The sequence below is a fragment of the Lysinibacillus sp. FW12 genome (genome assembly GCF_050817245.1).
GTDB classification, from domain to species: Bacteria; Bacillota; Bacilli; order Bacillales_A; family Planococcaceae; genus Lysinibacillus; species Lysinibacillus irui.
This window is the reverse complement of sequence record NZ_CP139094.1, coordinates 2,719,194-2,745,061: the sequence shown is the minus strand read 5'-3', so window position 1 is coordinate 2,745,061 and position 25,868 is coordinate 2,719,194. Positions and strand designations below refer to the sequence as shown.

Sequence of the window (25,868 nt, the reverse complement as noted above, 5' to 3'; positions counted from 1 at the left end):
AGCGAGGGATTAGGATGTACGAATTAAAGACGAAAGAAACGGATGCAAGTGTCATTGAATTTATCGAGAGTGTAGACCACCCGAAAAAGCGGGAGGATGCCTTTCGACTATTAGATATTTTTACAGAGGTCACAGGCTACGATGCTAAAATGTGGGGACCGAGTATTATCGGGTTTGGTCATTATCACTACAAATATCAAACAGGCCATGAAGGCGATGCACCACTTGTTGGATACTCTCCTCGCAAAGCAAAAATTAGTCTATATTTTGCTCCAGGTGATTCTGAGCGAGAGCAGCTATTGCAGCAATTTGGTAAGCATACAACGGGAAAAGCCTGTGTTTATATTAATAAACTTGCTGACGTGGATGAAGCTATCTTAAAAGCACTCATACAACAATCCATCGCTTTTTTACGAAAAACCTATCCAGAAGCCTAGCACAAAGAAAGCTGCCTATCACTATGTAGGCAGCTTTTTTGTATCAATATGTGTAACGATACTAAATTGAGTACGTCTAAAAGGATAGAGAGTAGAAAGCGGGTGAAATTCATTTGCGTAAACTAAGTTCTATGATCCTTTTGTTATTCTTATCCTTAAGTTTATGGGGTTGTGCAGGGAAAAATAATGAACCTAATATAGTAGATGAAGCATCATCAAATGATAGGGAAAGGGTTGCAGATATAGAAGGAATTATAATCGACAAAACAGAGAAGTCTATTACAGTTGTTTGGAATGTTGCGGAAAAAGACCTTGCATTAAGTAAACGCGAAATTTTAGAATTGGCCATGCCAAATGCTTTTATTGTGTCTTATTCAGATACGAGTGATTTTACCATTGGTGATCGAGTAGCCATTTGGACTACTGGTACTTATCTTGAGTCATACCCAGCGCAGGGTACTGCAACTACGATCCAATTAATCGAAAAGTAAAAATAACAGCTCAATCATTTGGTGAAGAAGTGCCAAAGGGTTGAGTTTTTTTACGGATTTCCCGCAAAAATTAATTAGAAATTTATTTTTAACGTGTATCCTTGCAAGTATCAACGGAAAGGAGAAGCGTATGAAAAAGAAAGTAAAGAAATGGTTTGTTTACTTTGGGGCATTGCTCGTGCTTGGCATCGCGATCGTATGCATTTACCACTATACTTTAGTACAGAAGGAATCTGCCATATTACAACCTAACGGCACACTAGTGAACGTCGATGGGCAAAACATCCATGTTTATCAGGAGGGTTCAGGCGAGGATACGTATGTCTTTATGGCTGGATCAGGCATTGCAGCACCTGTTTATGAATTCAAAGGGCTTTATCGCAAGTTTTCACAGCACAATCAAATTGCTGTTGTGGATCGTGCAGGGTATGGCTATAGCGATATAGCCCATGATGAAAGAGACATTGATACGATTCTAGCGCAAACAAGAGAAGCCCTCCTGCAAAGTGGTCTTCAGCCTCCTTATACACTCGTCCCTCATTCGATCTCTGGGCTTGAAGCTATTTACTGGGCACAAAAATATCCAGAGGAAGTAAAGGGCATCATCGCACTTGATATTAGCTTACCTAGTCAATATATCAAGCATCAAATGGGGACTGTCGATAGATGGATGATAAAGGGCATGCACCTAGCCACTAAAATTGGCTTCCATCGACTTATGCCCTCACAGGTGTATAATCCACAAGTGCTGAACATGTCTTTTTTAACTGCCGAGGAAAAGAAAATATATCAGGCATTGTCCTTTAAGCAATTTTTTAATGAAGCTATGAAAAATGAGCTGTTACAGGTCTATGAAAATAGTTTACAATCAGAACAGCTTCCAAAGCCGAAAAATACGCCGGTATTACTAATTGATGCCATTGCGGAAGAAAAGAAAGATTCAATATATACGAAGCAAAATAGGCAGGATTATACTGATTTTGCGAAGCAATTCACTCATGCAGAGGTAAAAGAGGTAAGTGGTACACATAGCATTTATCTTTATCAGCCTGATGAAATCTATCAACTAACGATGGAATTTATGACAACGAATGCTAACAGGAAAGGTCGATAAGATGCAAGGATTTAGGATTTTAATTGTGGAAGACGATGCGATGATTGGTGATTTACTACAAAAAATAGTGCAGCGTGAGGGCTATGAAGCTGTCTGGAAAACAGATGGCAAAGATGTAATGGCGCTGATTCAGCAAGTAGATTTAGTCATTATGGATATTATGCTGCCAGGAGAGGATGGCTATCAAATAAGCAAAACTATTAAACGATTAGGCTTAAACATTCCTATCATTTTTCTCTCGGCACGGAATGATATTGAAAGTAAGCTAGAGGGCTTAACGGTTGGAGAGGATTATATGACAAAGCCGTTTGACCCAAGAGAGCTTTTGCTAAGGATGAAAAAAATGCTGACTCAGCATTATGGTACATTTACACATATTCAGCATTTATTTATTGATGGGGAACGGCGGAAAGTGTTTTATCAGAGTCTCCATGAGGAGATCGCCTTGACAGCAATTGAGCGCAAAATTTTCTTTTATTTATTTGATCACCGCGATAGAGTATTAACAAAGGACCATTTTTTCGACTATTTGTGGCCACTAGATGAACGCAATCATAATCTTCTCAATGTCCATATTAAAAAAATACGAACAAAGCTACACGATCCAGCAGGTACTATCTTACAAAATATTTATGGGGAAGGGTATCGGCTGAATACCTACATCAAAAAATGACCTTAAAAAACAAATACCGTACTTTATTATTTTTAGCAATTGTAAGTGTACCGTTGGTGATACTAGGTATTAGTGTGACAATGTCTATTCTTTACGATAAAGCTTTTAAAATGAAAAATGATGGGACTCCCTTTCATGAGTCATTTGCCTATCCGCTTATGCTATTTGCGTTTGTCATTTCTTTTGCCTTATTAGCTTTGTTGTTTTCAACATCGATACATTCCTTACTGAAAAAAATCACCATGCTCAACAACACAATCCGGGAGCTGGCAAGTAATGAGCGCATTCCAGAAACGTTAGCTGTCACAAGTGAAGATGAGATCGGCCAGCTGATTCAATCAGTTAATCTCCTAATTGAGCGTACAACATACCGAGAATTAGAGCTAGCACAACAGCAGGAGCTGCAAAAAGAGCTACTACAAAAATTACGACATGACATCCATACACCACTAACAGCTATTCGTTTGCAATTGTTTTATCTAGAAGATCAATTGCAGGAGCAGCCTAAATTGGTGGAATCGTTAACTGAACAAATTCACTATATAACAAATTTAACGAATGAATTTCAGCTTCAGTCCTTTGACACAAGCGAAAATGCCTATGTTATGCAGGAAGAAGTACAGCTTGCACAGCTATTAACAACGATGATAAAGAAATGGCGTTATTTATATCGCATGCAAAATATTGCCCTTCATTTTCATCCTGAAGATGCGCATGTAATCTGGATAAGCAATGAATTATGGCTCCAGCGTTTATTTGATAATGTTTTTCAAAATACGTTAAAGCATGCTCAAGCATCCAAGCTAGAGGTAATTATAAAAGATGGGCAAGTCATCATGTCTGATGATGGCATCGGCTTTACGCCTAACGATGCGCATGACGGACTTGGACTGAAAATCATTCAAGATATTGCCAAGACGTTACATATTGAAGCATTCTTACAATCAAACAAGGATGGTACTACCTTCCGCTTCACACACGAATAAAAAACAACGGCAGCCTTCGCCGTTGTTTTTCCATTTAAGCTGATTTACGTTGTTGCAATAAAAAGAGGGCGAGGCCTAGTAAAATGACTAGAATACCAACACCTTGTTGCACCGAAATCATCTCATCTAATATGAAATAGGCTAGTATACATGTGCCAATCGTTTCTCCTAAAATACTCATGGAGATGACCGTGGTACTTAACCATTTTAATAGCCAATTAAAAATAGTTTGGCCGAAAATCGTGGCAATGACGGCTAATCCTACAAGGGCCCACCATGTCGAAGCTGAATAATCGAAAAACGATTCCTTCATAAAGAGTGCATAAATGGCTAAGAAAATGGAGCTACTGCCATAGCCGATAACTGAATAGGGAATGAGTGATAAATCTTTGCGCACAGATTGCCCAATAAAAAAGTAGGCGGTAATAATGCCCGCTGCAATAAAGGCCAGAATATCGCCATAGAGGGCTTGTCCACTAATTTGGAAATCCTGCCAGCCGATAATGAAACAGCCGATGATGGCAACGAAACAGCCAACAATGGCCCCTTTTGAAAAACGCTCCTTAAATAAAAAATAGCTTCCTACTAAAGAGAATAATGGCTGTAATGTCACAATAACCGTTGAACTTGCCACGGATGTGTAGTTCAATGATTCAAACCATAAGACATAATGGCACGATAAAAATAAACCTGATAGAATGCCAAGCCCCCACTGCTTTTTGGAGAGGCTCGTAAGTTCCTGACGCAAGCCCTTTTGCGCTAATAAAAAGGGAAGTAACACGAGCATCGCAAAGAATAGTCGATAAAAGGCCGTAATGGCAGGGGGTGCATCAGCTAATTTAACAAAAATAGCTGAGGTCGATAACGCAAATACTGCAAAAAACAACGAGATGTAATAAAACATGATGTACTCCTATGCTTTTACTAGAATAATAAAGACAAACCTATTATAGAGCAGTCACAGCATGAATAATATATTTTTTTAGAATAGTAGCACAAAATAAGGCTCAACGTTAGTTCCTCTCAAGCAATGACTCAATCACCTGTTTTAATTGCATAATAGGGGCTAGCTTACTGTCGTTTTTTTTATAAATAAAGACGGTTTCAATGACATTGTGAAGATTGTCCAAGTGATAATGATGCAAATCAGGGCAAGGATAGAGTGCGAGTAATTTTGTGTTTAACACCGCCAACGTATGCTCGATTTCAAGAAAATCAAGAATGCTACTCACGGATTTTATTTCTTTCATCGTAAAGGGTATTTGCTTGTTTGTAAGCCACTGTGCTAATGCCTTCGAATACATACACCCTTTACTTAGCACGAGTAAGGTAACAGGCGTTCGCTGTTCAAAATCAATAACATGAGTAGGGCTTGAGATTACTTCAAATGTTTCAGTAGCGATCAAATCATAGTGCAAATCGGCATAGTGCTTCAGTGGATTGCTGGTCAAGGCACAATCCAGCTCGGCATGGTGTACTCTATGATTTAACGATGTACTAGACTCTACTGTGAAATCCACATCAATCGGACTATGACTCGTTTGGAGCGCATTCATAATCGCTGCCCCATATATTTTAATGGTTGTATGAGAAGTACCAAAATGGATACTCGTTTGAGTCGATCCAATCCTATGTAAAAATTCCTCATAGTCGTGAGCGACCTTTTTTAGAAATTGTAAGTAGTGATCGCCTACCTCCGTTAGCTTTAAGCCTTGGGGCGTTCGTTTAAAAACCTCTTGTCCAATCTCACTTTCCATTTTTTTAACCTTGGATGTGAGGGCTGATTGTGTATAATTGGTGATTTCAGCGGATTTACTCAAGTTTTGCCTTTCTAAAAGCTCCATTTTTAAGGCGATTTCTTCAATGTTCATGTTGTTTGTCACACACCTATTAAATTTTTTGATAGTCGCTATCATTTTCCTCCATTTTACGTAGTGGATCGGTCAACGTAAACTCTAGATAACGAACATTATACTGCACAAATAAAGCAGTATAGCACTTATGGAGGGGAACATATGCATACATATTATAAATGGATTATTTTGCTTGTGGCTACACTTTCGCAGACAGCAGCAACCTTTGTCACATACGGCATGGGGCCCGTTGCTTCGTTTTATCAAATAGAATGGGGTCTATCTTCATTTCAAACTGGTCTGATTGTCTCAGCTGTTAATATAGGGCCGATTTTCTCCATGCTTGTATTCGGCTATTTCATGGATAAAAAAGGAGAAAAACAACTAATCGGATGGGGCTCCATTTTACTTGGACTTTTTAGCTTATTATTAATTCCTGTGCACCATTATACGACATTGCTACTCGTATTAATAGTTGTTGGGATTTGGTATGGCAGTGCACAAACTGGTGGTAGTTCAGCTATCGTCAAGTGGTTTCCAGATAAGCATCGAGGGCTTGCTATCGGTATTCGTCAGACAGGAATTCCAATCGGCGGTGCGTTGGCCTCAAGCATTCTAACCTATCTGTACCAACACATCCACCTAACCTCTGTGCATATAACACAGGGCTTGGTAGCAATTGCGGGAGGACTGTTATTTTTACTGCTGTATCAGGAACCTAAACAGCGTGTAACCGTTGCAGCAAATCCTGTCACCTTTAAAGAGAAGGTGCATGCCATTAAGAACAATCGCGCGCTCTATCCTATTTATTTTGTAGGCATTGTCATGATGTCCTTACAAATGGTGATCATTGCCCATTTGATGAGCTATTTGCATCAAGAAGGTGGTTATTCATTAACGGAGGCTGGAAAGTATTTAAGTATCATTTTGCTTGGTGGAATGGTAGGAAGAATTGTGCTTGCGTGGATAAGTGACTGTTATTTCTCTCAAAAACGTGAATCATTATTAGTGCTCGTCATGGTAGCCACCTTTATTATGATAGGCTGTCTGCCTTTTGTCATGTCTGCGAAGAGCTTGATGATCATCTTTTGTTCGATCCTTGGATTTTTTGCTCTTGGCTGGTATTCCTTATATATCGCTTGTGTAACAGAGCAATCAGATTCTCAATCAGTAGGACTGACTGTTAGCACGGCGCTAACGATCAATCAATTCTTTATTGTCTTAGCACCAACATGCTATGGGTTATTGGTTGCCCTTTTCTCCAGTCATCAACTGGCCATGGATTTAATAGCGGTGATGGTCATCATTGGAGCGTTTAATTTATATAGAACAACCAACAGTAGTCTTACACCTGAAAATTCGGTAAAATAATGGAAAATAGAAATTGGAGGGTGTTGGAATGACAAGTTCAATTTGGATTAATGCGGGGATTGATGACGTCTGGCAGGCCATTACAGAGGAGCAATCCCTCTCCAAATGGTATGCGCCAGGCTCGACATGGGACATCCCAAAATTGGCAGCGGGGGAGAAGATGACGTTTACGTTAATGCCGAATGCCCATAACCAATTATCTGAACAACTACCTATGGAGCTAACCATTCAACAGGTAAAAAAGAATGAGACATTTTCATTTTACTTAGAGGTTCCTGAAACGTTAATAGCCATTACGTTAGCAAAACAACACAGTGGCACTAACGTTAGCTTCAATTCACCAGGCTATGATGCCTCACTCGCTAATTTGAAAGCTTTGCTGGAGGGGCGCGCCATCCCTTATCCATAGCAGTTTCTAAGTCTCAGGTCGTAGGAAAATTTCAAGCGTAAGGTCGTATTTTAAATTATTTACTCCTATATAATGAAATTATTGGCAGATTATATAGCGGGAGGAAATAATGTTGAAAAAATTAGTTGGGTTAGGTGTCGTGATGGGCACATCTGCATTGCTATTATCAGGGTGCTTTTCCGTTTTTCCAAGCAAAATGCGTGAGGAAACGATTTTGGTGGAAAAGGATAAAGCGAAAGCATTAGAGGTAGACATCGAATTAGGTGTTGGTGAAATGAATGTATCAAGTGGCGCCAAGGAATGGGTTGAAGGCAAGGCTGACTATAATATTAAAAAGCTTGCCCCTCACGTAAGCTATGATAAACATGGTGATACAGGGGAAATCGAAATCAAGCATAAAGGCTCTACAAAGCTAGGTCTTTCTAAAATTAAGAACACATGGGCGATTCAGCTAAATGACGATATTCCAATGGATTTATCTGTGGAAACAGGTGCAGCCATTGCTAATCTCGACTTACAGGGGCTCCAGCTTGAACAATTAGATATTGAAGCAGGTGTCGGGGATCTGACAGTGAATTTAGGTGGCGATTGGAAAAAAAGCTTTACCACAAACATTGAAACGGGAGTAGGTCAAACAACTGTTATTTTACCTTCAAAGGTTGGAGTCAAATTAACAACAGAAAAGGGCATTGGTTCTTCAAATGTGGAAGGTCTTGTGTCCAAGGGTAATGGTGTTTATGTCAATGACGCCTATGATAAATCGAATGTCGTGCTAGAAATCAATTCAGAATTAGGCGTTGGAGACATTACGTTTAAACTAGATAAATAAACAGTTCGTAGGCTACTTTATGAAGTAGTCTACTTTTTTGTGTCAAAGGTCAATTGTATTTGATGCTGATTGTATGGTAGCTTTAAGAAAGCAATTGTTGAAGGAGCGAACGTAGTGAAAACTTATACATACAAGCAACCAGCAGCCATCGAATCAACAGAGGTCATTAACATTTTCAATGAAGCGGGAGAGGTGTCGTCCACTGTGCAACGTGTGTATACCAATGCGCTAAAGAAGGCCTTTGATCGAACAATGGACTATCGTTATTTTGTCCGTTTTGATGTCCATGATACAAAGGAGCAGCCTCTTTTTACATGTAAAAAAGTATCTCGACGTGGTCGTGTGCATTTTCGAGGCAAGGATTTAGTAACAGGAAAAGACTATATGATTGCATACGATGGCTGGCAAATCATGATACCTGATCTTCTAATTACGGATGGAGAACAACAAATCAAGCTCAGCAAAGAAATGGAGGACTGGTCTGTTTTTACTGTGAATGAGCAGCCCATTGCACGCTGGCAAGCTACTTTCTGTGACACTCATTTTGACATCACGTTGCAGGTGGAAGACAGTAGTCCGATTCAGCATGAAGCCTTCTTCATTGCCATTGGACAGGCTGTGTTGTTTGTTGGGGCATAAATGCAAATGAGATCAGCTTTCAGGCTGGTTTCATTTGCCTGTTCAGTGGGGAAAGAAAGTACCAATAAATGAGTGGTCGTCACCTCCTTTATTAATTGACGTATGTGCAACGCGATGCTACAATTATCTCGAATTCGAGATAATATAATTTGCTGCAAGGACAAATCAAAAAGGTGAGACATGTCATTCAATATTTTTAATCGATCAAGGAAAGGTGCTTAGACTATGGTAAACATACTTCCAGCTAAAGAAATTTACTTACAAGGAAATGAGCATGCCCTATTGCTATTACATTCCTTTACAAGTCATACAAGAGATATGAAGAAGGTTGCTGCTAAGCTACATGAAGAGGGTTATACATGCTATGCCCCGCTATACCGTGGACATGGCAATGCACCAGAACAATTATTACAATATAATGTAAACGACTGGTGGCAAGATGTCATGAATGCCTATCAGTTTTTACTCGATGAAGGCTATCAAAAGATTTCTGTTATCGGTATCTCCATTGGAGGTATTTTCACGTTGAAGCTTGCACAATTAGAACAGCTCGAACAAATCATCGTTTTATCTGTACCGGTTGAGAAGGAACCCGAACAACTAAAGCAAAGAATCATGGACTATGCTTATAATTATAAAAATATAGAGGGCAAATCAGCACTTCAAATTTCTAACGAAATCGAGCCATTTACGAACATGCCGTTAGATTCTTTTATTGCATTCCAACATTTTATCAAAGATACAATGCTACATCTCAATAAAATTACAATCCCAATCGCTATCTTCTATGGTGAACGAGATGAAGATGTATACGCCCAAAGCGCTGAAACAATTTATCAGCAAGTCCATTCCTCTAAAAAGAAACTAAAGGGCTTTGCAAACTCCAAACATTTAATGACTTTAGGTCGAGACCAAGAGGACATTATGAAGGAAATGATGGAATTTTTACGGTTGAATAATGGGGATCTTACCCAATAGAGAGTATTGACTACCACTCAAAATCATGATATTATTATCTCGAATTAAAGATATTTTAATTCGAGATAATTTTAAAGTATATCTCGAATTCGAGGTAAATAACAAGAATGGTTTTGACGTTTTGACAAACCCTATAGGGAATCAACATGAAGTACAGGGAGAGATTTTACATGCTAACAATCACAGGACACCATCATATCTCAATGATTACAAAAAATGCACAGGAAAATCATCAATTTTATCATCAAATTTTAGGGCTTCGTCGAGTGAAGAAGACCGTCAATCAAGACGACCCAAGTATGTATCATCTATTTTACGGTGATTTAACAGGTAGCCCAGGGACAGGCCTCACATTTTTTGAATTATCGCACGCAGGTCGTACACATCGTGGGACAGATGCCATTACGAGAATTGGTTTACTTGTTCCTTCTTACGATAGCTTACTCTATTGGGAAAATCGCTTAAATGAATTTGCGATTGAGCACAGTGGCTTAACAAAATACGGTGAAACGGACGCGATTCACTTTGAAGATCCGGATGGTCTACGCCTTGTATTTTTAAATAATCAAGATAAGCAAATTCCACAAGAATGGACAAAGTGGGGAGATTCACCTGTTGAGATGGCGCATCAAATTTTAGGAATGGGGCCAGTGGAATTAACAGTTAGCTCATTAGCAGAGGCTGAACAAACTTTGGTCCAACTGTTTGGCTATACAGAGCTAACACGATCAACATCCCAAGCTGTTTTTCAGGCTGAAGAAGGTCAATTACAAGGTCAAATTGTCGTCGTAGAACAGGATGGTCCTAAAGAAAAGCCTGGAAGAGGAAGTGTTCACCATTTAGCCATTCGTGTGAAAAATAAGGAAGAGCTAGACCAATGGGAACAAAAAATTAAAGATTTTGGCTTTAGCATCATAAAAAAAGCGGATCGCTATTATTTCTCTAGTATTTATATGAAGGAATCACACGGAATTATATTTGAACTTGCAACAGATGGACCAGGCTTTACAGTGGATACGACTGTTGAAGATTTGGGCAAAGACTTAGATTTACCACCATTTTTGGAAGGCCGCCGACGTGAAATTGAAGAGAAATTAACACCGATTGACTAACAAGTATATGGTAGAGATGGATGGGCAGCTGCTGGAACTAGTTTTGAACAATACGAATAATACCATTTTTACAATTGGCTATGATTATTGCGACTCCATGTTAAATTGAAAGAGTCTTATCCAATTAGCCACTATGAATGGTGAGTTATTACAAATATTAGGATTTCTACTTTTCCGAAAGACGAAGATAATGTGAAAACTTTGATTCAAGCATTATATACAGCTAAAAAAAGAGATAGTTATGCACTTTACAAATAGATTATAATAGAGTTGCAACTAAGAAGATAAAACGAGGGGGCATACATATGGGGTATCGTGCATATGAAGGAGAAAAAATAACTGTTTATTTTGATAAAGATATGTGTCAGCATGCAGCTGAATGTGTAAAAGGCTTACCAGAGGTATTCAATGTCAAAGCGAAACCTTGGATCAAAGCAGATCAAGCAGAAGTCGCAAAAGTAGAAGAAGTTATCAATCGCTGTCCAAGCGGTGCACTAAAATATAAACGAAAAGAGGGAGAACACGTTTTGGAAATTAAACAAGGTAGCCAATCATTCTATATTGGGAACGAAGAAGATAGCGAAGCAGAGGTTCATTTTGTGCGTGTCGGAGAGAGTCGAATCATTCTCGATCATACACATGTTTCCGAACATCTAAGAGGACAAAATGTCGGCCAGCAATTAGTCAAAGCCGCAGTCGACTATGCGAAAAAAGAAAACTTACAAGTCATCCCTCTATGTCCTTTCGCCAAAGCCGAATTCGAAAAACATCCTGAATATCAAGAATTATTAGGATAATAGATTGTTTTGCACTCCAAAGATACTCTGGAGTGCATTTTTTTATGGGAGAATGCGTTCGATTTGGAGATGAAAATGCCACAGTGAGAGAGGACGCTCAATATATGAAGAAAATGTCGCTCGAGAGTGAGTAAAAGTGATCAAAGAAGGTGCAACGCCGCTCAAAAGTGGACTGAAAGCGCTCAATCCCGGGTCATTTCCGCTCGAAAGTAGAGTAAAGCCGCTCAATCCAGTGGAGAATCCGCTCCAAAGTGGAGTAAAAGGGCTCCATCCGAGAGTAAAACCGCTCGAAAGTGGAGTAAAAGCGCTCAATCCCGGGTCACTCCGCTTGAAAGTGAAGTAAAAGCGCTCAATCCAGTGGAGAACCCGCTCCAAAGTGGAGTAAAAGGGCTCCATCCGAGAGTAAAACCGCTCCAAAGTGGACGGAAAGCGCTCAATCTAGTGGAGAATCCGCTCCAAAGTGGACGGAAAGCGCTCAATCTAGTGGAGAATCCGCTCCAAAGTGGACGGAAAGCGCTCAATCCAGTGGAGAATCCGCTCCAAAGTGGACGGAAAGCGCTCAATCTATGGTCAACACCGCTCGAAAGGAGAGTAAAACCGCTCGAAAGTGGACGGAAAGCGCTCAATCCGGGGTCATTTCCGCTCGAAAGTAGAGTAAAGCCGCTCCAAAGTGGACTGAAACCGCTCAATCCATGGTCACTCCGCTCGCAAGTAGAGTAAAACCGCTCAACCCGTGGCCACCTCCGCTCCAAAGCGAACAACAGCCTCCTCAAATTAAAGAGGGGGCTGTTGTTTCTTATATGTCTACTATTTCATTGGCTAGTTTTTGGCGGCTAATCCAATAGCCTTGTAGAGCAAACACTATGAGTGTGGCACTTAATAGAGTGATGCTGGTGATGCCTATTGTTAAGAGGTCATAGGACATCGGGGAGCCGTCGTCGATAAAGGCTAGCATTCTTGTTAGAATTAAGCCTATAAACGTGCCAATAGTTAGACCATATAGCAAGAATGATAGGACTTGTGTCAAGATGAGCTTCATTAATCCGTTGGGTGATAAGCCAATGAGTCGTTGAATCGCATAATCTCCACGTTTTGAATAAATGGTATGAAGCAGTGTTTGAATCACGCCGAGGCAGGTAGCGACAATTAAAATAATAAAGACGCCTACAAATAGGCTCCAGCGTTGCATGAACATTTCGTTGGATTGCTCAATCATCGTTGCTTTGTCCGTAAATTTTAAGGCAGGCCAGCGTTCTTCTAAAAAGGCGAGGTCCGCTATGGTTTGTTGCGGATGAGCAGTTTCAACCATGATGTCTTCGATGATTGTTTGATCTTGAGTTGTAAGGAACGATGACCAATCAACGATTAAATCAGCATGGTGAATAGGTGCATCGACAATTCCGATGATCTGTAATTCACCTGTAGGCATATCCTGCTGTGCCTCAAAATTATAGGTTCCAACCGTGACATGATCGCCAAGCATTAGCTTGTGACGTTGGGCAAAGCTCTTTGTTACGAGGAGACCATCCTGCAAATTGCCCTCGATTTTTGGTAGCTTTTCTATTTGTACATATTTCTTTATATCAATCGTTGTATAGTTTTCTGGTAGCCACTCTTGACCGAGCTTCAGGGCAATGTATGCATTATTACTTTGTGCATAGGCATATTGCACGCTAGGCAATGCTTCCATTTCCTCTATAACTGCTGGTGTAAGAGAGGGATCGTTTAATTCGTTATGAATTTTGACTGCTGTTTCGTATTGTGTTTCTGTGAAGGCAAGGTCATTGTGCTGCAAGGTTTTCATTAACGAACTGCCGAAAGTTAAAATGACCATTAAGCCTATAATACTGAGCACAATCGGCATATTTTTGCGCACTTGTGGCATGAGCTGCTGACAGGCTAAAAAGGCTTCCTTGCCAAGTACCTTCCGAATAGGCTTTAGGGCCATTTGGAGAACAGCGGTAAACAGGTAAGGGATTACTAAAAGGATTATCCCACAAACAAGTAGCGTACCCATTAAAATAAATAAAGCACCTTGATTGCTTCCTGTTCCAGTTAAATTGGCTTGTAGTAACAATAAACTAGCAATCACAGCTAAAACACTGACCATAATCGTTTTCCACTTTGTCCATTGAAGTCCCAAATCTTCGTTGTCTGTGGCGATTTGTAATGGCAGTAATCTGGAACTTTTAGCTACCTGCCATTGTGTCATGATCTGCAGGATGAAGAAGCTTACAACTGCAATTAATAGGACAAATACAATCGGAAGCTCTGTTCTTGCCTCCGGTAAATGTAAGACGTGAATTAATTGTGGTAGCCAGATTTTAATCACGAGTAAGCTCATCGTTGTCCCCAGCAAAACGCCAAAGCTAATAATCAGTGATAATTGGAGCTTAACAATACGCCTAACTTGTTTCACAGATGCCCCGAGCGCGCGCAAAATCATCAGCTGTTCCTTGATTTTATAGAATAATAGCTGGAATGTGGACAGCAACAAGACGCTTGAAATAAGTAAAATAAAGACGGATAGCACAACCATAAAAACCATTAGGCTCTGAAAATTTTGTTTAAACAGATCATCATCACTCATGATATCAACCCGCAATGTTGTATCAAGTTGCTTCAACTCTGTACCAATTGCCTTAGCAAGGTCATCTTTTGTTTTAATAAGGGCAAACATTCCAACAGTTTGCGGCTGACTATTGTTCATCCAAGTTTTTACAATAGTATTTGGCAGCAAAATAATATTTGGGCTATCAGTGCCCTTCATCGTTGGTAAAATTTCTTGGACCACAAAATTTTTCGATTGAATTTCAATGGAGTCCCCAACGCTCTTCTTGAAAATACGCGCAACATTTTCAGAAAGTACGGCATCGTTCAGACCAAGATTTACGGCAAACTGGTAGCGACTTTTGACTAAGTCGTCATTTTCAACGCCAACCGTATAAAAAGTGGTGTTCTTTTCTTGCTCAACCGTTGTCTGAGCTATCGATACGCTGGATATTTGCGTGACGCCTGGGAGTGCTGAAAAATCCTCGATTTGCTGTGTCGTTAACAGTTGTTGTTGATCGGGGTTATAGCCGACCATTAAATCCATATCTCCGTAGAGTGCTTGTATGTCTGCCTTCATTTGGCTGTTGGCATTCCAAATGTAAACGCTCATTGTCATCAAAAGGCAAATCGAGATCGTAATAATACTAATACTCGTTAGAACATTCGCCCATGCAGCACGAAAAAGCTTCAGGGCAATGGTACGCATCGTAAACATTATCGATCACCCCTAGTAATTTGCTTGAATTTCGTTAAAATACAATCTAAATCCTCTTCACTTTGCTGATTTTGGTAGGAATCTACAATAGCTCCATCATGGAAGAACAGCACACGATTGGCATACGTAGCGACATATGGGTCATGCGTAACAAGTAAAATCGTTTGTTGGCTATTTTTTTGTAAATCAACGAGCAGCTCTAAGATTTCATCTGTTGTGTTCACATCCAACGCCCCTGTAGGTTCATCTGCCAATAAAATAGGAGGATTCGCGATAATTGCCCGAGCAATGGCAACACGCTGCTTTTGTCCACCCGAGAGCTCATGTGGTCGATGCTTTGCCCATGCGGCAATATGTAATTTTTCCATCATTTGCTGGACACGCACCCTGATCTCTTTACTCGGAACATCATTTAAAATGAGCGGGAGTGCGATATTATCCTCCACTGATAAATCTTTTAATAGGTGAAACGATTGGAAGATAAAGCCGATGTTTTCTTTACGGAATTGAGAAGCTTTTGGCTCCTGGTAAATATCACGTGCTTCCTTACCAAATAAAAATAATGCCCCGTCTGTCGGTTCATCAATGGCACTGATCATATTCAGTAGGGTACTTTTACCAGAGCCGCTAGTGCCCATAATCGCCACCATTTCTCCTTGATAAATCGTACAATGGATATTTTTTAAAGCATCGACAGTATGATGCTTTTGCTGATAAATTTTAGACATCCCTTCCACACGTAAGACCTCTGTTAAACGGCCTTCTGGGATGGGGATCGCATTAATGACTTCCTTCAACGGATTGAACCCATTCATCAAGATATGCCCCCTTTAATTGTTGTCGTATTGCCTGTAAACCACGGCGAATATGTGTTTTCACAGTGCCTTCAGGACATTGCAATATCGCCGCAATATCCTTGACCGAGTAGTCTTGATAAAATCGTAGTAATAACACCGTTTTATACTTTTCTTCAAGCTGGCAAAGGGCCTGCCATAAATCCAGCTCTTCCTCGATATATGTAGGGGAGGTACTGTTCAAATCCTCTAATGTATGTGGTTCGACAAGCTCCATTGTTTTTTTCTTAGTAATATAGGTTTTACAGCAATTAATCATAATGCGAGTTAGCCAAGTGGCAAAATAGTGAGACTCCTTTAATTGCGGTAAACCTTCATAGGCTCGGATAATCGTCTGCTGAAAAACTTCTACGGCGTCGTTTTCATTTTGTACGTAGACATAGGCCATACGATAAAGCTTGTGCTGCTCTCGCTCAATCAGCTGATAAAATGCTTGTTCATCGCCATTTTGCGCTAGGACTACAAGTGAATGTTGCGTTGTTGTAATGAAAATCGCCTCCTTTTCGACTATTAGACTCAGCAAGTCGACATTTCGATTCAAGTTTTTTTCTTTTCTTTAAAAAATATTGACATCGTACGAATCATACCCAATTTATAGTAGACTATCAATTTACTGCTATAATAACATTAGCTTGATAAAGAGAAGGAGTGAACGTATGAAGCGGAAGCCTATTTATGTTGAAGTCGAAATCCAAGCTTCTATAGAGGATGCGTGGACCTATACGCAAAACCCGACATTGCATGAACAGTGGGATTTACGTTTTACCTCGATTACATATATACCTAAAAAAGCCCCAGAGGAACCACAGCGTTTTACCTATGTAACGAAGCTCATGCCAGGCTTACAAGTAAGTGGCTGGGGAGAAAGTAAAGGGGAGCATCAGAAGGAAAATGGCACGAAAACATCCTCCCTCCATTTTGGTACACCACAAAAAATTTCACCTATCGCAGAGGGGAAAGGCTTTTGGCAGTATATTCCGAATGATTGTGGGCTAACGTTTTTAACGCAGTATGATTATGTGACGCGCTATGGCAAGCTTGGCGTCTTCGTGGATCTATTTTTTCGACCATTAATAGGATGGGCTACTGCTCTTAGCTTTGATGTTTTAAAAAGATGGCTAGAAACAGGAGAAAATGCTACTGCTCAGTATAGACGATTTTTTTTAACAATGCTGATGAGCGTTCTTTTTAGTTTTATATGGATCTATCACGGACTTGTACCAAAAATTTTAGCTGTACATCCTCAGGAAATTATGATGACGGCTCCCTTTATGAAAAGTGCAGAGCAAATGGTCGTGTGGATAGGCGTAGCTGAAATCCTCTTGGGTCTGTGTTGGCTTTATCCACGAGGAAAGCGTCGATTATTTGGCTTACAAATCATCTTTTTTCCGATATTGACGCTAACTGCCATCGTTGCCGATCCAACAAGTATCATAGCACCATTTAATCCCGTGACCTTTAATCTCTCCTTATGGATATTGTCCATTATTGGATTTGTCTTAAGTAAGAATTTACCGAGTGCAAAAAACTGTAAGAGAAAGCGAGGGTGATAGGTATGACCATTTATCAGACTTTATTAGGAGATGATTTTGCTAGACTTCATCCGATGCTACAGCAACGCTATGCATTACAAGTAAATGAGCCATTTTTGGCACAAGGAGTAATGTACCAAATAAAATCAGGTGCCAAATGGCTGCGTCCATTTTATACCGTAGCAGCGAACACTCGATTTTTGTTTCCAGAATCAGGGGAGCAAATACCATTCACCATCGCCAATACCTGTCATGCTTTGCCAAATGGCGAATTAGAAGTGTTGTGGGAGCGTACCTTTTATTTTCCACATAAAACAAGACATTTTGATGCAAGGATGACTATTGATCCTACTCGAACAATCGTTAGAGATTATTTAGGTAATCCAGCCCTTTTTTATTCAGACTTGCACTTTACCGTGACGAAAGAGGGAACATTAGTTATTCGCTCAGGCAAGCAGCGCTTTGTTTTATCCAAACTCGAATGTCCGATACCGCAACTACTAGAAGGTCGTGTCATTGTGGAGGAGGGCTATGATGAAGCGAAAAATATCTTTACCATTTATGTTTCGATCCATAATCCATTAATAGGGAGGCTCATGATGTATGCTGGTGAATTTACGCAACAATCAATGTAGCCTTATTTTATTACTTGGGATTACCCTAACGGCGATTTGCTTGTCGTTTGGTGAGCAACCACAATATTCATGGTTATTGACAGTGGCCCAGCTTATTTTTGTACCTGCAATGGTCATGATGGTCGTTGACTTTCAATCTGTAGGGAAGATTATCATCGTCGGGATGATGCTAGTCGTCACGCTGTTACATTTTTGGACAGATGGTCTATATGCTATCGCGCTGGCCTTTTTATATTTACTGTATACCTTTTATATTGCGATAAAGGGCGTGAAACGGTTCTTGCAACGAGGGTTCACCAATTGTGCTGAGTTTTCAATTGATATGGGGCTAATATATCTTGCTCTGGGTGGCTTCTGGTTTTTTGCCTTTACGGCAAATATAAATACCGGCTTTTCATCCTTAATAACATGGTTAACAGCCATCCATTTTCATTATTCAGCCTGTTTATTACCCCTTTCTGTCGGGCTTTTTGGACGCTTACATGATAGTAGCTGGTATCGTGTCATTGTGTTTATTTTGCAGGCTGGTCCGCTCCTTGTGGCGATTGGCATTACCTTTTCAATCATCATTGAAATTATAGCCGTAGTCCTTTATATCCTTGCCATCTATGGTTTGTTTGTCCTGACGTTCAAAACAAAGCTGCTGCTAGGACAAGGTATATTGCTACGGATTTCTTACGGGGCGCTGTGTCTAACGATTATAGGTTCCTGTTTGTATGTTTACAGCCGTTTAAGCGGGACTTATTATGTCGGAATACCAGAGATGCTACGCTTTCACGGTGTCATGAATGGTCTTTTCTTTGGGGGAATAGGGGTAGTCGCATGGGCAATCGCTGTGCCAGCAACAAATCAGCGCACCTTCAATTTTCCGGTGAGCCAAATTCGCGGCAAACTACGTCATGAACATCAACCACACCCCGGCTTGGTTGATGCTCTACAAGATTTTGTAGATACAACGAAGCTACACCCGGTCATTTCTGATTTCTATGAGCAAACGACTAGCTATCGTTTGTTGGCAACTGTCCAGTGGAAAACATGGTTTAAGCCTTTTGCCTTTCTTTATCAAGGTATGAGTCGTTTGCTACAACAACTCAATTTGCCTTTTTCCAATCAACAAATAGAGATGACGGGAAGAATTGTTAAGGTCGATGAAGAACAAGATAGCCGTCAATCTCCGCGTGCATGGATTCGGACAATCAAGCAGCAAACTGTTTTTGTCGCGATTTATTCGAGGCACACAAGTAATCAAATAACCTATATGAATATAGCGTTACCACTACCATTTTCAACAATGGTCGGCATCCTGTATGCCTACGAAGAACAAGGTCAGCTACACCTAACAAGTCAACAGGGAGAAGATGCGGGGATTTTTTTGGCGATAGGGGACTATGTGATGAAGCTACCATTACAGGAGCAGTTTCGAATTGCTGCAGTAAATGATCAGACACTTACAGCAGTACATAAGATGACACTATTTGGTATACCTTTTTTACATATTGACTACCATATCCAAAAAAATCAGCAGACTAGGCAGGGGATTTCCGGTTACAAAGAGAAGGTCCTTATAGGAACATATCAAAAGGAGTGATTGGGTGCGTTTAACGAAAGGTATTTCAGGCTTTGATGCAGAGCATTTAATCGAGCAGGATATGCGCATGTTTCAGTCAATGGTGTATCATTTAGCTACGAGTGAAAAACAGGTGAAGGTATCGGAATTTATTGATCAACCGCACTTAGTTTATATGCAGGCAGTTGTAGAAATAGATAGGGAGATGCTGACAATTCTTCATCATCGCTTCATGCCGTATATTGCCTTTGCAATGCATGATGAGGAGCTTAGCTTTACTTTTCTTTCAAAGGCCGGGCTACACAAATATTTTCCCATGCGCAAATGCTTGGAAGCGGCTACCCTCAATACATTACTTTCAAAGGATCAAGCATTGCATCACTTATCTGCTACCGAATGGAAATACATTTCTTACTTCAATAGCCAAACGATTGGAGACGTTATGTTTAATGCTTGGGATTAATGCAGTACACCCTAGATAAGAAAAAAGTAGCTATAAAAAACATGATATTGACGAAGTTATATCTGGATATCTAGTAAAAATTCCTAAAGACACCAATCTTTTTTATTAAGTGGTAAATTACTACTTATGGAATAGATTTGGAAAATAAGGAGTTTTTGCAGATGAAGTTCAAAACAATCAGTAGACGCATTGTTTTTTCCTTTAGTGCGGTAATCGCCATCATGATCGGCTACATTGTGTACAATTACTATGCCATCACACAAAGCAACAATGCAACAGAACAAATCGTTCAAAATGAATTACAATTATTAATGATCGACTACGAGCAAGCACAAACCATCGATTTAAGAATAGCTGCGGCAAGAGGCTATGTATTGTCTGGTAATGAAAAATATAAAACGATTTTCCGTGACAATGTAGCACGAGAAGCTAAAAATGAGGAAAAACGATTAGCCTTAACAACCACCGGTGATTTCGGTAAGTTTATGGAGATGGCCAAAGAGTGGAATCGTTATATTGAACAAGAAGTATTTGCCATATATGACCAAGGGAATACCGAACTCGCCATTGAAAACTTAACGAAAATGGATGAGACAGCAACGACTATTCGTGAGGGCTATGAAGGCTTAGCAGAGCAACGGAAGCAAGCCATTAATGAGGTAAGCACCGATATCGTTTCCGCTGGTGAAAATGAACAACTAATCGCTATTATCGTAGGTATTGTTATTGTCCTTCTAGCAGTGATGATTGAACTCTTAAGTGCTCGTGGTATTTCGAGACCCATTATTACATTAACCGAGCGTATGCGACGAATAACAAATGGAGATTTGAGTCACCCTCCTTTAACAATTCAATCAAAGGATGAGGTTGGACAGCTAATGGAAGCAACGAATACGATGTCTGATATTTTGAATCGTCTATTGAAGCATATTCAAACGGTCTCCCATGATGTGGCTGCACATAGTGAGGAGCTATTGCAATCAACGTCAGAGGTAAAGACAGGCACAGAACAAATTGTTGATACTGTTACAGAAATTGCGAGTGGGACAGAGCTACAGGCAAGTAATGCTTCAGATGTCGCTTCCTCCATGAACGATTTTATTGGCAAAGTATCAACTGTTCATGCCAGCAGTAAAGACGTTCAACAGTATTCACAGAACGTTAAAACTTTATCAACAGAAGGTAGAGACTTAATGTCGACTTCCACAAAGCAAATGGAAGAAATCCAACATATGGTGAAGGGTGCGGTAAAACAAGTAGAAGGTTTAAGTAATCAAGCACAAGAAATCTCTCAACTTGTAGCAATCATTCAAAATATTGCAGCCCAAACGAATTTACTAGCACTGAACGCAGCGATTGAGGCGGCCAGAGCTGGGGAGCATGGCAAAGGCTTTGCTGTGGTGGCCGATGAGGTTCGAAAATTGGCCGAGCAGGTAGCTTTTTCAGTAGATGATATTACAGCTATTGTAAGAAAAATTCAGGAAGAATCACATACAGTAACTTTCTCGCTAGAGCAAGGCTATGAGGAAGTTGAAAAAGGGGCAACGCAAATTGCTAAAACGAATACCACATTTTCTCGAATTGCAGACGCAATCGATGCTATTGCGTTAAACATTGATGACATGTCATCTAGCTTAGAAGAGGTTGTTCACAATACTGCCACGATTAATAAATCGGTGGATGAAATTGCTGCCGTCTCTGAACAATCAGCAGCAGGTATTCAGGAAACATCGGCTACAATTGAACAAACCGCAAGCTCCATGGACGAAATTAAACATAGTGCGGAGCATTTAGCGGAAATGGCCGAACAATTAAATGCCCTGATTCGTCAATTTAAGCTATAAAAATTAACGTTGAATTTCAAACTTCCATCACATTTCATCTGTATACTATGGAATTGGAAGGTGGAATCATATTGAGAAAATATTTACTTTTATTACTCATGAGTACTTTATTCATGGCACCTGTTGCCTACGCCCATACGATGGATAAAAGTACACTATTTACAGACGTGCCTGAAACAGCAGAAAATATTCAGGACATTATGGTATTACATAGTATTGGGCTACTTGGGTACAATGGCAAAGATATGGCCTTAAACCCAACAGACAACTTATCACGCAAGGATTTTGCAGGCTGGGTAGGTGGCTTCTTTGGATTAGAGGGAGCAACAGTGGATGAGCTGGCACAAGCAGCACAACAAGAGGATTACGTGTCTTCGTTAGAAGGAGACATTACGTACAAGGAAATCAATACAGCACTTTTTCATCATAAATTAGAGCTAGCAAATCCTGATGCAACGATGACGAAAGATGAGTACATTGCGTTTTTAACAGAGCATCTTACATTTGACATGGGTGGGCATACGCTCATTCAAATGGGCGGCTTTGCAGAAGGTCCAACTGGTACCATTGAAGATGTCTTAACAGGGGACGAAACTGGGATCACGATTGACGGTAAAACATATATGCTGTCAGGACATCCTCGTATCTATGCTGATTCAACAGATGTCAAAAGCTGGGTAGGTCAGCAACTTGAACGCTCTATCTTTACAACAGCTGGCGATCACCATCATGGTCACGACGGTGGACAGGAGGAAGGGCATGGTGAGCATGCGGATGGTCACGGAGACAGCCAAGAGCACGAAGCAGCCCCAACCAATACAGCCACACTTCAATATGTGCAAATCAGCTCCTCACAAGTAGCAAATGAAGACGCAAAAGAAGTAAAGTCAGCAGACGCAACACCAAGGGAACAACAAACTGCTACAGATGACACAACATCCAAAGCAAGCACGATGTGGATGGTTGCGATCCTAGTAGTCATAGCAGCCATTTTTGCCTTTGTTTTTGTAAAGCGAAAAAAATAAAATAATTTCATGCAACCAGCAATGATCTGAAAAAGAATCATTGTTGGTTTTTTTATAGAGACCTTCTAAACACACACCCATTCATAAAATCTTCAAACATTTCACTGTAAACTCATGCATATTCCAGCAATTTTACTCAAAATTGAATAACCTTAAGCCTGTTCGGTATATAAATAGGGTACGATCATTTTTTTGTTGAGGAGTGTGTAAATGGCAGTACTTGTGGTGAAGCGGAGTATTATGCATCGTTATCAAAGTATCGGGCAGGCCATTGAAGAGGCTGCGCCGGGGGATATGATTGAAATACGGGATGGTATTTATGAGGAGAGCTTGGATATTGGCAAGCGCCTGACGCTATATGGGGTTGGCAATGTGACGATCAAGGGTGGCGTGTTTATTCGCTATCAAACCCATGTGGATATGCGAAATTTAAGGTTTCGACAAGGCCAGGGGCTGTATGTGAAGGGTGATCTACAGCTAGAAAACTGTATTATTGAGGAGCAGTTAATTCGGACACAGATTATGGTGAGCTATGGTAGTTTATTGATGAAAAATTGTGCTGTTCTTGCTACACCGCTTAATCATTTCGGTTTGCGTGTGGCGAATGGTTCAAGTGTTATTCTTGTTGACACGACCTTTGAGCATCATGTGAAGGCACAGGTGATTGCGCAAAACTGTGAGCTTACCTTGGCTAATTGTATGTTGCTAGAAGGGAAGAAGCATGGGATTTTTGCGATTCGACATGTCAAGATGACGCTGGAGGATTGTGAAATTCATGGGCATGAAAAGGCACAACTGATTGCAGCGTCTAGTGAGATTTCGATGACCAATTGCCTCGTTCATCAGGGGCAGGGGGTAGGTGTTCAACTATTTGATAGCACGACTTTTAGGATGGATGGCTGTGAAATTAAGGAACACCTCGACTCGAACATGGTCGTACACCGCAGTGAGTTAATGGTATCTGATTCAATATTTTCAGACGGTCAAGGTCATGGGGTTTTTCTTGGCGAGAAGACGGAAGCTAAGTTTTATGATTGCCAATTTTCTAGACATGTGAAGGCACAGGTTTTCATCGAAAATAGCAAGGTGGAGCTTCGCAAATGTCAGGTGAGAAATGGCATGGCTGTTGGTGTCACAATTGTGGACGAAGCGGATGTTTCGATGGTTGAATGTCAAATTCAAAACCATCAGCAATTTCATATTATTGTCGATGCCAGTGGACTTCAGCTCCAGCAATCCACTATTCAATTTGGCCAATCGGGTGGCATCTATGGTAATGACCATGCCAAAATTATGATGCAGCATACCATCATTCGAGAGCTGACAAGTCACCATGTCTACATTAATAATGCTCGTTTGTTTACACAGCATTGCACGTTTGAACAAATGATAGGAAATGGGATTACTTGCATTGATGCTATTTTCGAAGTAGCAAACAGCTATTTTAAAGATGGTCAAGAAAGTCCCTATGCTATGATTTGGTCGGATCAATCGATGGGGCGTATTGAACATTGTACGGTGGATGGGGCAGCTCGTCCGTTTTTAGCCTTGTCCAATAAATCATTAATGGAGATGTGCCATACAGATATTAGTACCGTTAAAGCACCAGCTGTAGTACAGGAGAATAGTCAATTATTTATTCAAGGGCATGTGCATTGCGCGTCATGGCAGAAGGATACAGCATCCAAGGTCACTCGTATTGAGAGCATGTCGTTAAATGGGGAGATGAAAGAAATACTGAAACATGATATTAAGAAAATAATTTAAAAGCCGATTATACACATAAGATAAGTAGTTTCAATTTTGAAATTACTTTTTTTATGCATAAATGAGTATAAGTTTCATTCTCACAAAAAGTGGGTATAGGAATATGTTTGCGCAATTATATCTCCTTTTAAATTTACTAAATAGTGCTAAGATTCGACAAAATGACAGTTTGTTTTTATAATGGTATAGATGTCTTTACAGCAGTTAAGGCAATCTTTTGAAATATCATTCGAAAAATGCTACAGTCCCGTATGTAAGTTATGAATAAAATAATAAAATTTATATTTAATGTAAAAAAATTATTAAGTAAATATGGAGAATAGATTGATTATTTTCCCTGGATTAGCCTATAATTAGTAAAAATGGTTCATAGGTTAAGATAATAATACGTTAATTGCGAAATGTGTGTCATGATTTTACAATAATAAATTGAGAGAGATATTGGGGTGAGATGAGATGTTTGGGCTGACAAAAGAAGAAATTATGTTACTGTTAGAGGAGATTGAATTAGCAGAAAAGCAAAAAAATGTGATTGCTGATATCTTACATCTAAACAATATGCGAATCGAACAACAACTGGTATTAATGATTCAATTAATTATAGAAGAGCGCGAACGAACTATTTCCAACAATACATATCTAAATTAAATAATGTGTAAAAAACACAAGTGCCACGTAAGACACTTGTGTTTTTTTATTTTATAATTTTTTCGTGAAACAAATGATACGATTAGCTTCCGTAAAGCCTAGCTGCAGATGGACCTGTAAACTTTCTTCGTTGTGCATTTCACAGTCGCTGGCAAATTCTAAACAGCCTTTCTCCTTGGCCCACTGTTCACAACGTTCGACCAGTTGTCTTGCATAGCCTTGCTGTCGATACCCCTCCTTAACGAAAAGTCCTTCAAGATAGCCAACTGGACTAGAATCGGTACCCTCTACATAATCCGTTCGTAATTGACATTGGGCAAATCCAATTGCGTTGTCATAGTCGTATGCGAGAAAAATAGCTGCGCTATCTTCCGTTAGTAGCTTTTCCATTTCTTCTGTAAATTCCTCGATCGTATGATTCGGCCAAAGCAATAAGGCCAATGTAGCTGCTGCTAGCGCGTCCTGTTGTTTCGCTTGTTGTATCATCTGGAACCTCTCCTTGTTGTTTTATGGTAAAAAATGAAACGAAATGAATTTTAGCACGTACAAAGTAATAAGAGCTCTTGATGTTATGCT

General features: G+C 40.0%; 27 protein-coding genes. 21 read left to right on the top strand and 6 right to left on the bottom strand.

The genetic code is table 11. From position 1 onward, the window contains the following. Positions 1-14 precede the first annotated feature (14 nt). The 5 genes from SJW71_RS14330 to SJW71_RS14310 all read left to right on the top strand — a co-directional run bounded on the left by SJW71_RS14330 (position 15) and on the right by SJW71_RS14310 (position 3,701). Positions 15-437 (top strand): DUF1801 domain-containing protein, encoded by a 423-nt coding sequence (locus SJW71_RS14330; RefSeq protein WP_274796826.1) that lies wholly within the window; start codon positions 15-17, stop codon positions 435-437. 113 nt (positions 438-550) lie between these two features. Beyond that, positions 551-928, top strand: coding sequence for a DUF3221 domain-containing protein (locus SJW71_RS14325; RefSeq protein WP_274796827.1), 378 nt, complete (start codon positions 551-553; stop codon positions 926-928). Between the two features lie 130 nt (positions 929-1,058). Beyond that, the gene (locus SJW71_RS14320) at positions 1,059-2,042 is read left to right on the top strand and encodes an alpha/beta hydrolase (RefSeq protein ID WP_274796828.1); all 984 of its coding nucleotides are present in this window, start codon (positions 1,059-1,061) and stop codon (positions 2,040-2,042) included. A gap of 1 nt (position 2,043) precedes the next feature. After that, entirely contained in the window at positions 2,044-2,715 is a 672-nt protein-coding gene (locus SJW71_RS14315; protein ID WP_274796829.1) for a response regulator transcription factor, read from the top strand. Beyond that, positions 2,712-3,701, top strand: coding sequence for a sensor histidine kinase (locus SJW71_RS14310; protein ID WP_274796830.1), 990 nt, complete (start codon positions 2,712-2,714; stop codon positions 3,699-3,701). The genes SJW71_RS14315 and SJW71_RS14310 overlap by 4 nt, the downstream gene beginning before the upstream one ends. Positions 3,702-3,735: 34 nt before the next feature. Here the strand turns inward: SJW71_RS14310 and SJW71_RS14305 are convergent, their stop codons facing one another. Further along, the gene (locus SJW71_RS14305; protein WP_312506231.1) at positions 3,736-4,605 is read right to left on the bottom strand and encodes a DMT family transporter; all 870 of its coding nucleotides are present in this window, start codon (positions 4,603-4,605) and stop codon (positions 3,736-3,738) included. A gap of 109 nt (positions 4,606-4,714) precedes the next feature. Continuing rightward, positions 4,715-5,572: a LysR family transcriptional regulator gene (locus SJW71_RS14300; protein ID WP_431811071.1), complete on the bottom strand. Its 858-nt coding sequence runs from the start codon at positions 5,570-5,572 to the stop codon at positions 4,715-4,717. A gap of 144 nt (positions 5,573-5,716) precedes the next feature. Here SJW71_RS14300 and SJW71_RS14295 point away from each other — a divergent pair, with 144 nt between their 5' ends. The 8 genes from SJW71_RS14295 to SJW71_RS14260 all read left to right on the top strand — a co-directional run bounded on the left by SJW71_RS14295 (position 5,717) and on the right by SJW71_RS14260 (position 12,409). Next, positions 5,717-6,925: an MFS transporter gene (locus SJW71_RS14295; RefSeq protein WP_431811070.1), complete on the top strand. Its 1,209-nt coding sequence runs from the start codon at positions 5,717-5,719 to the stop codon at positions 6,923-6,925. 28 nt (positions 6,926-6,953) lie between these two features. Further along, positions 6,954-7,334, top strand: coding sequence for an SRPBCC domain-containing protein (locus tag SJW71_RS14290; protein ID WP_322611681.1), 381 nt, complete (start codon positions 6,954-6,956; stop codon positions 7,332-7,334). Positions 7,335-7,443: 109 nt separating this feature from the next. After that, the gene (locus SJW71_RS14285) at positions 7,444-8,163 is read left to right on the top strand and encodes a toast rack family protein (RefSeq protein ID WP_431811069.1); all 720 of its coding nucleotides are present in this window, start codon (positions 7,444-7,446) and stop codon (positions 8,161-8,163) included. A 114-nt stretch (positions 8,164-8,277) separates the two neighbouring features. Then, complete coding sequence (locus tag SJW71_RS14280) at positions 8,278-8,802, top strand: tubby C-terminal domain-like protein (protein WP_274796837.1); 525 nt, start codon at positions 8,278-8,280, stop codon at positions 8,800-8,802. A 225-nt stretch (positions 8,803-9,027) separates the two neighbouring features. Next, the gene (locus SJW71_RS14275) at positions 9,028-9,780 is read left to right on the top strand and encodes an alpha/beta hydrolase (protein WP_322604909.1); all 753 of its coding nucleotides are present in this window, start codon (positions 9,028-9,030) and stop codon (positions 9,778-9,780) included. 170 nt (positions 9,781-9,950) lie between these two features. Beyond that, complete coding sequence (locus SJW71_RS14270; RefSeq protein WP_322604910.1) at positions 9,951-10,892, top strand: VOC family protein; 942 nt, start codon at positions 9,951-9,953, stop codon at positions 10,890-10,892. A gap of 305 nt (positions 10,893-11,197) precedes the next feature. Further along, the gene (locus SJW71_RS14265; RefSeq protein WP_396631740.1) at positions 11,198-11,689 is read left to right on the top strand and encodes a GNAT family N-acetyltransferase; all 492 of its coding nucleotides are present in this window, start codon (positions 11,198-11,200) and stop codon (positions 11,687-11,689) included. Positions 11,690-12,046: 357 nt separating this feature from the next. Further along, positions 12,047-12,409 carry a hypothetical protein gene (locus SJW71_RS14260; RefSeq protein ID WP_431811068.1) on the top strand — a complete coding sequence of 121 codons (363 nt, stop codon included), beginning with the start codon at positions 12,047-12,049 and terminating at the stop codon, positions 12,407-12,409. 76 nt (positions 12,410-12,485) lie between these two features. Here the strand turns inward: SJW71_RS14260 and SJW71_RS14255 are convergent, their stop codons facing one another. From SJW71_RS14255 to SJW71_RS14245, 3 genes are read right to left on the bottom strand one after another with little or no spacing between them, the layout of a single operon-like run. Further along, on the bottom strand, positions 12,486-14,957 hold the full coding sequence (locus SJW71_RS14255; RefSeq protein ID WP_431811067.1) for an ABC transporter permease: 2,472 nt from the start codon (positions 14,955-14,957) through the stop codon (positions 12,486-12,488). Then, the gene (locus tag SJW71_RS14250) at positions 14,957-15,685 is read right to left on the bottom strand and encodes an ABC transporter ATP-binding protein (RefSeq protein WP_431812212.1); all 729 of its coding nucleotides are present in this window, start codon (positions 15,683-15,685) and stop codon (positions 14,957-14,959) included. Before SJW71_RS14250 ends, SJW71_RS14255 begins: the two co-directional genes overlap by 1 nt. 52 nt (positions 15,686-15,737) lie before the next feature. Continuing rightward, on the bottom strand, positions 15,738-16,352 hold the full coding sequence (locus SJW71_RS14245; RefSeq protein WP_431811066.1) for a sigma-70 family RNA polymerase sigma factor: 615 nt from the start codon (positions 16,350-16,352) through the stop codon (positions 15,738-15,740). A gap of 115 nt (positions 16,353-16,467) precedes the next feature. On the opposite strand from SJW71_RS14245, the gene SJW71_RS14240 reads away from it, so the two are divergent. The 8 genes from SJW71_RS14240 (at position 16,468) to SJW71_RS14205 (ending at position 25,292) form a co-directional block, all read left to right on the top strand. Next, on the top strand, positions 16,468-17,361 hold the full coding sequence (locus SJW71_RS14240; RefSeq protein ID WP_431811065.1) for a DoxX-like family protein: 894 nt from the start codon (positions 16,468-16,470) through the stop codon (positions 17,359-17,361). A gap of 5 nt (positions 17,362-17,366) precedes the next feature. Continuing rightward, entirely contained in the window at positions 17,367-17,978 is a 612-nt protein-coding gene (locus tag SJW71_RS14235) for a DUF4166 domain-containing protein (protein WP_431811064.1), read from the top strand. Continuing rightward, positions 17,947-19,566, top strand: coding sequence for a YndJ family protein (locus SJW71_RS14230; RefSeq protein WP_431811063.1), 1,620 nt, complete (start codon positions 17,947-17,949; stop codon positions 19,564-19,566). Before SJW71_RS14235 ends, SJW71_RS14230 begins: the two co-directional genes overlap by 32 nt. 4 nt (positions 19,567-19,570) lie before the next feature. Further along, the gene (locus tag SJW71_RS14225) at positions 19,571-20,008 is read left to right on the top strand and encodes a hypothetical protein (protein ID WP_274796847.1); all 438 of its coding nucleotides are present in this window, start codon (positions 19,571-19,573) and stop codon (positions 20,006-20,008) included. A 161-nt stretch (positions 20,009-20,169) separates the two neighbouring features. Beyond that, on the top strand, positions 20,170-21,852 hold the full coding sequence (locus tag SJW71_RS14220; RefSeq protein WP_407133749.1) for a methyl-accepting chemotaxis protein: 1,683 nt from the start codon (positions 20,170-20,172) through the stop codon (positions 21,850-21,852). A 71-nt stretch (positions 21,853-21,923) separates the two neighbouring features. Further along, positions 21,924-22,877 carry a hypothetical protein gene (locus tag SJW71_RS14215; RefSeq protein WP_431811062.1) on the top strand — a complete coding sequence of 318 codons (954 nt, stop codon included), beginning with the start codon at positions 21,924-21,926 and terminating at the stop codon, positions 22,875-22,877. Between the two features lie 210 nt (positions 22,878-23,087). Then, on the top strand, positions 23,088-24,644 hold the full coding sequence (locus SJW71_RS14210) for a right-handed parallel beta-helix repeat-containing protein (RefSeq protein WP_431811061.1): 1,557 nt from the start codon (positions 23,088-23,090) through the stop codon (positions 24,642-24,644). Between the two features lie 456 nt (positions 24,645-25,100). Next, positions 25,101-25,292, top strand: a complete 192-nt coding sequence (locus tag SJW71_RS14205) for a hypothetical protein (protein ID WP_274796851.1) — start codon at positions 25,101-25,103, stop codon at positions 25,290-25,292. A gap of 51 nt (positions 25,293-25,343) precedes the next feature. Here the strand turns inward: SJW71_RS14205 and aac(6') are convergent, their stop codons facing one another. Further along, the gene (aac(6'), locus tag SJW71_RS14200; protein WP_312506202.1) at positions 25,344-25,778 is read right to left on the bottom strand and encodes an aminoglycoside 6'-N-acetyltransferase; all 435 of its coding nucleotides are present in this window, start codon (positions 25,776-25,778) and stop codon (positions 25,344-25,346) included. Between the last annotated feature and the right edge of the window lie 90 nt (positions 25,779-25,868).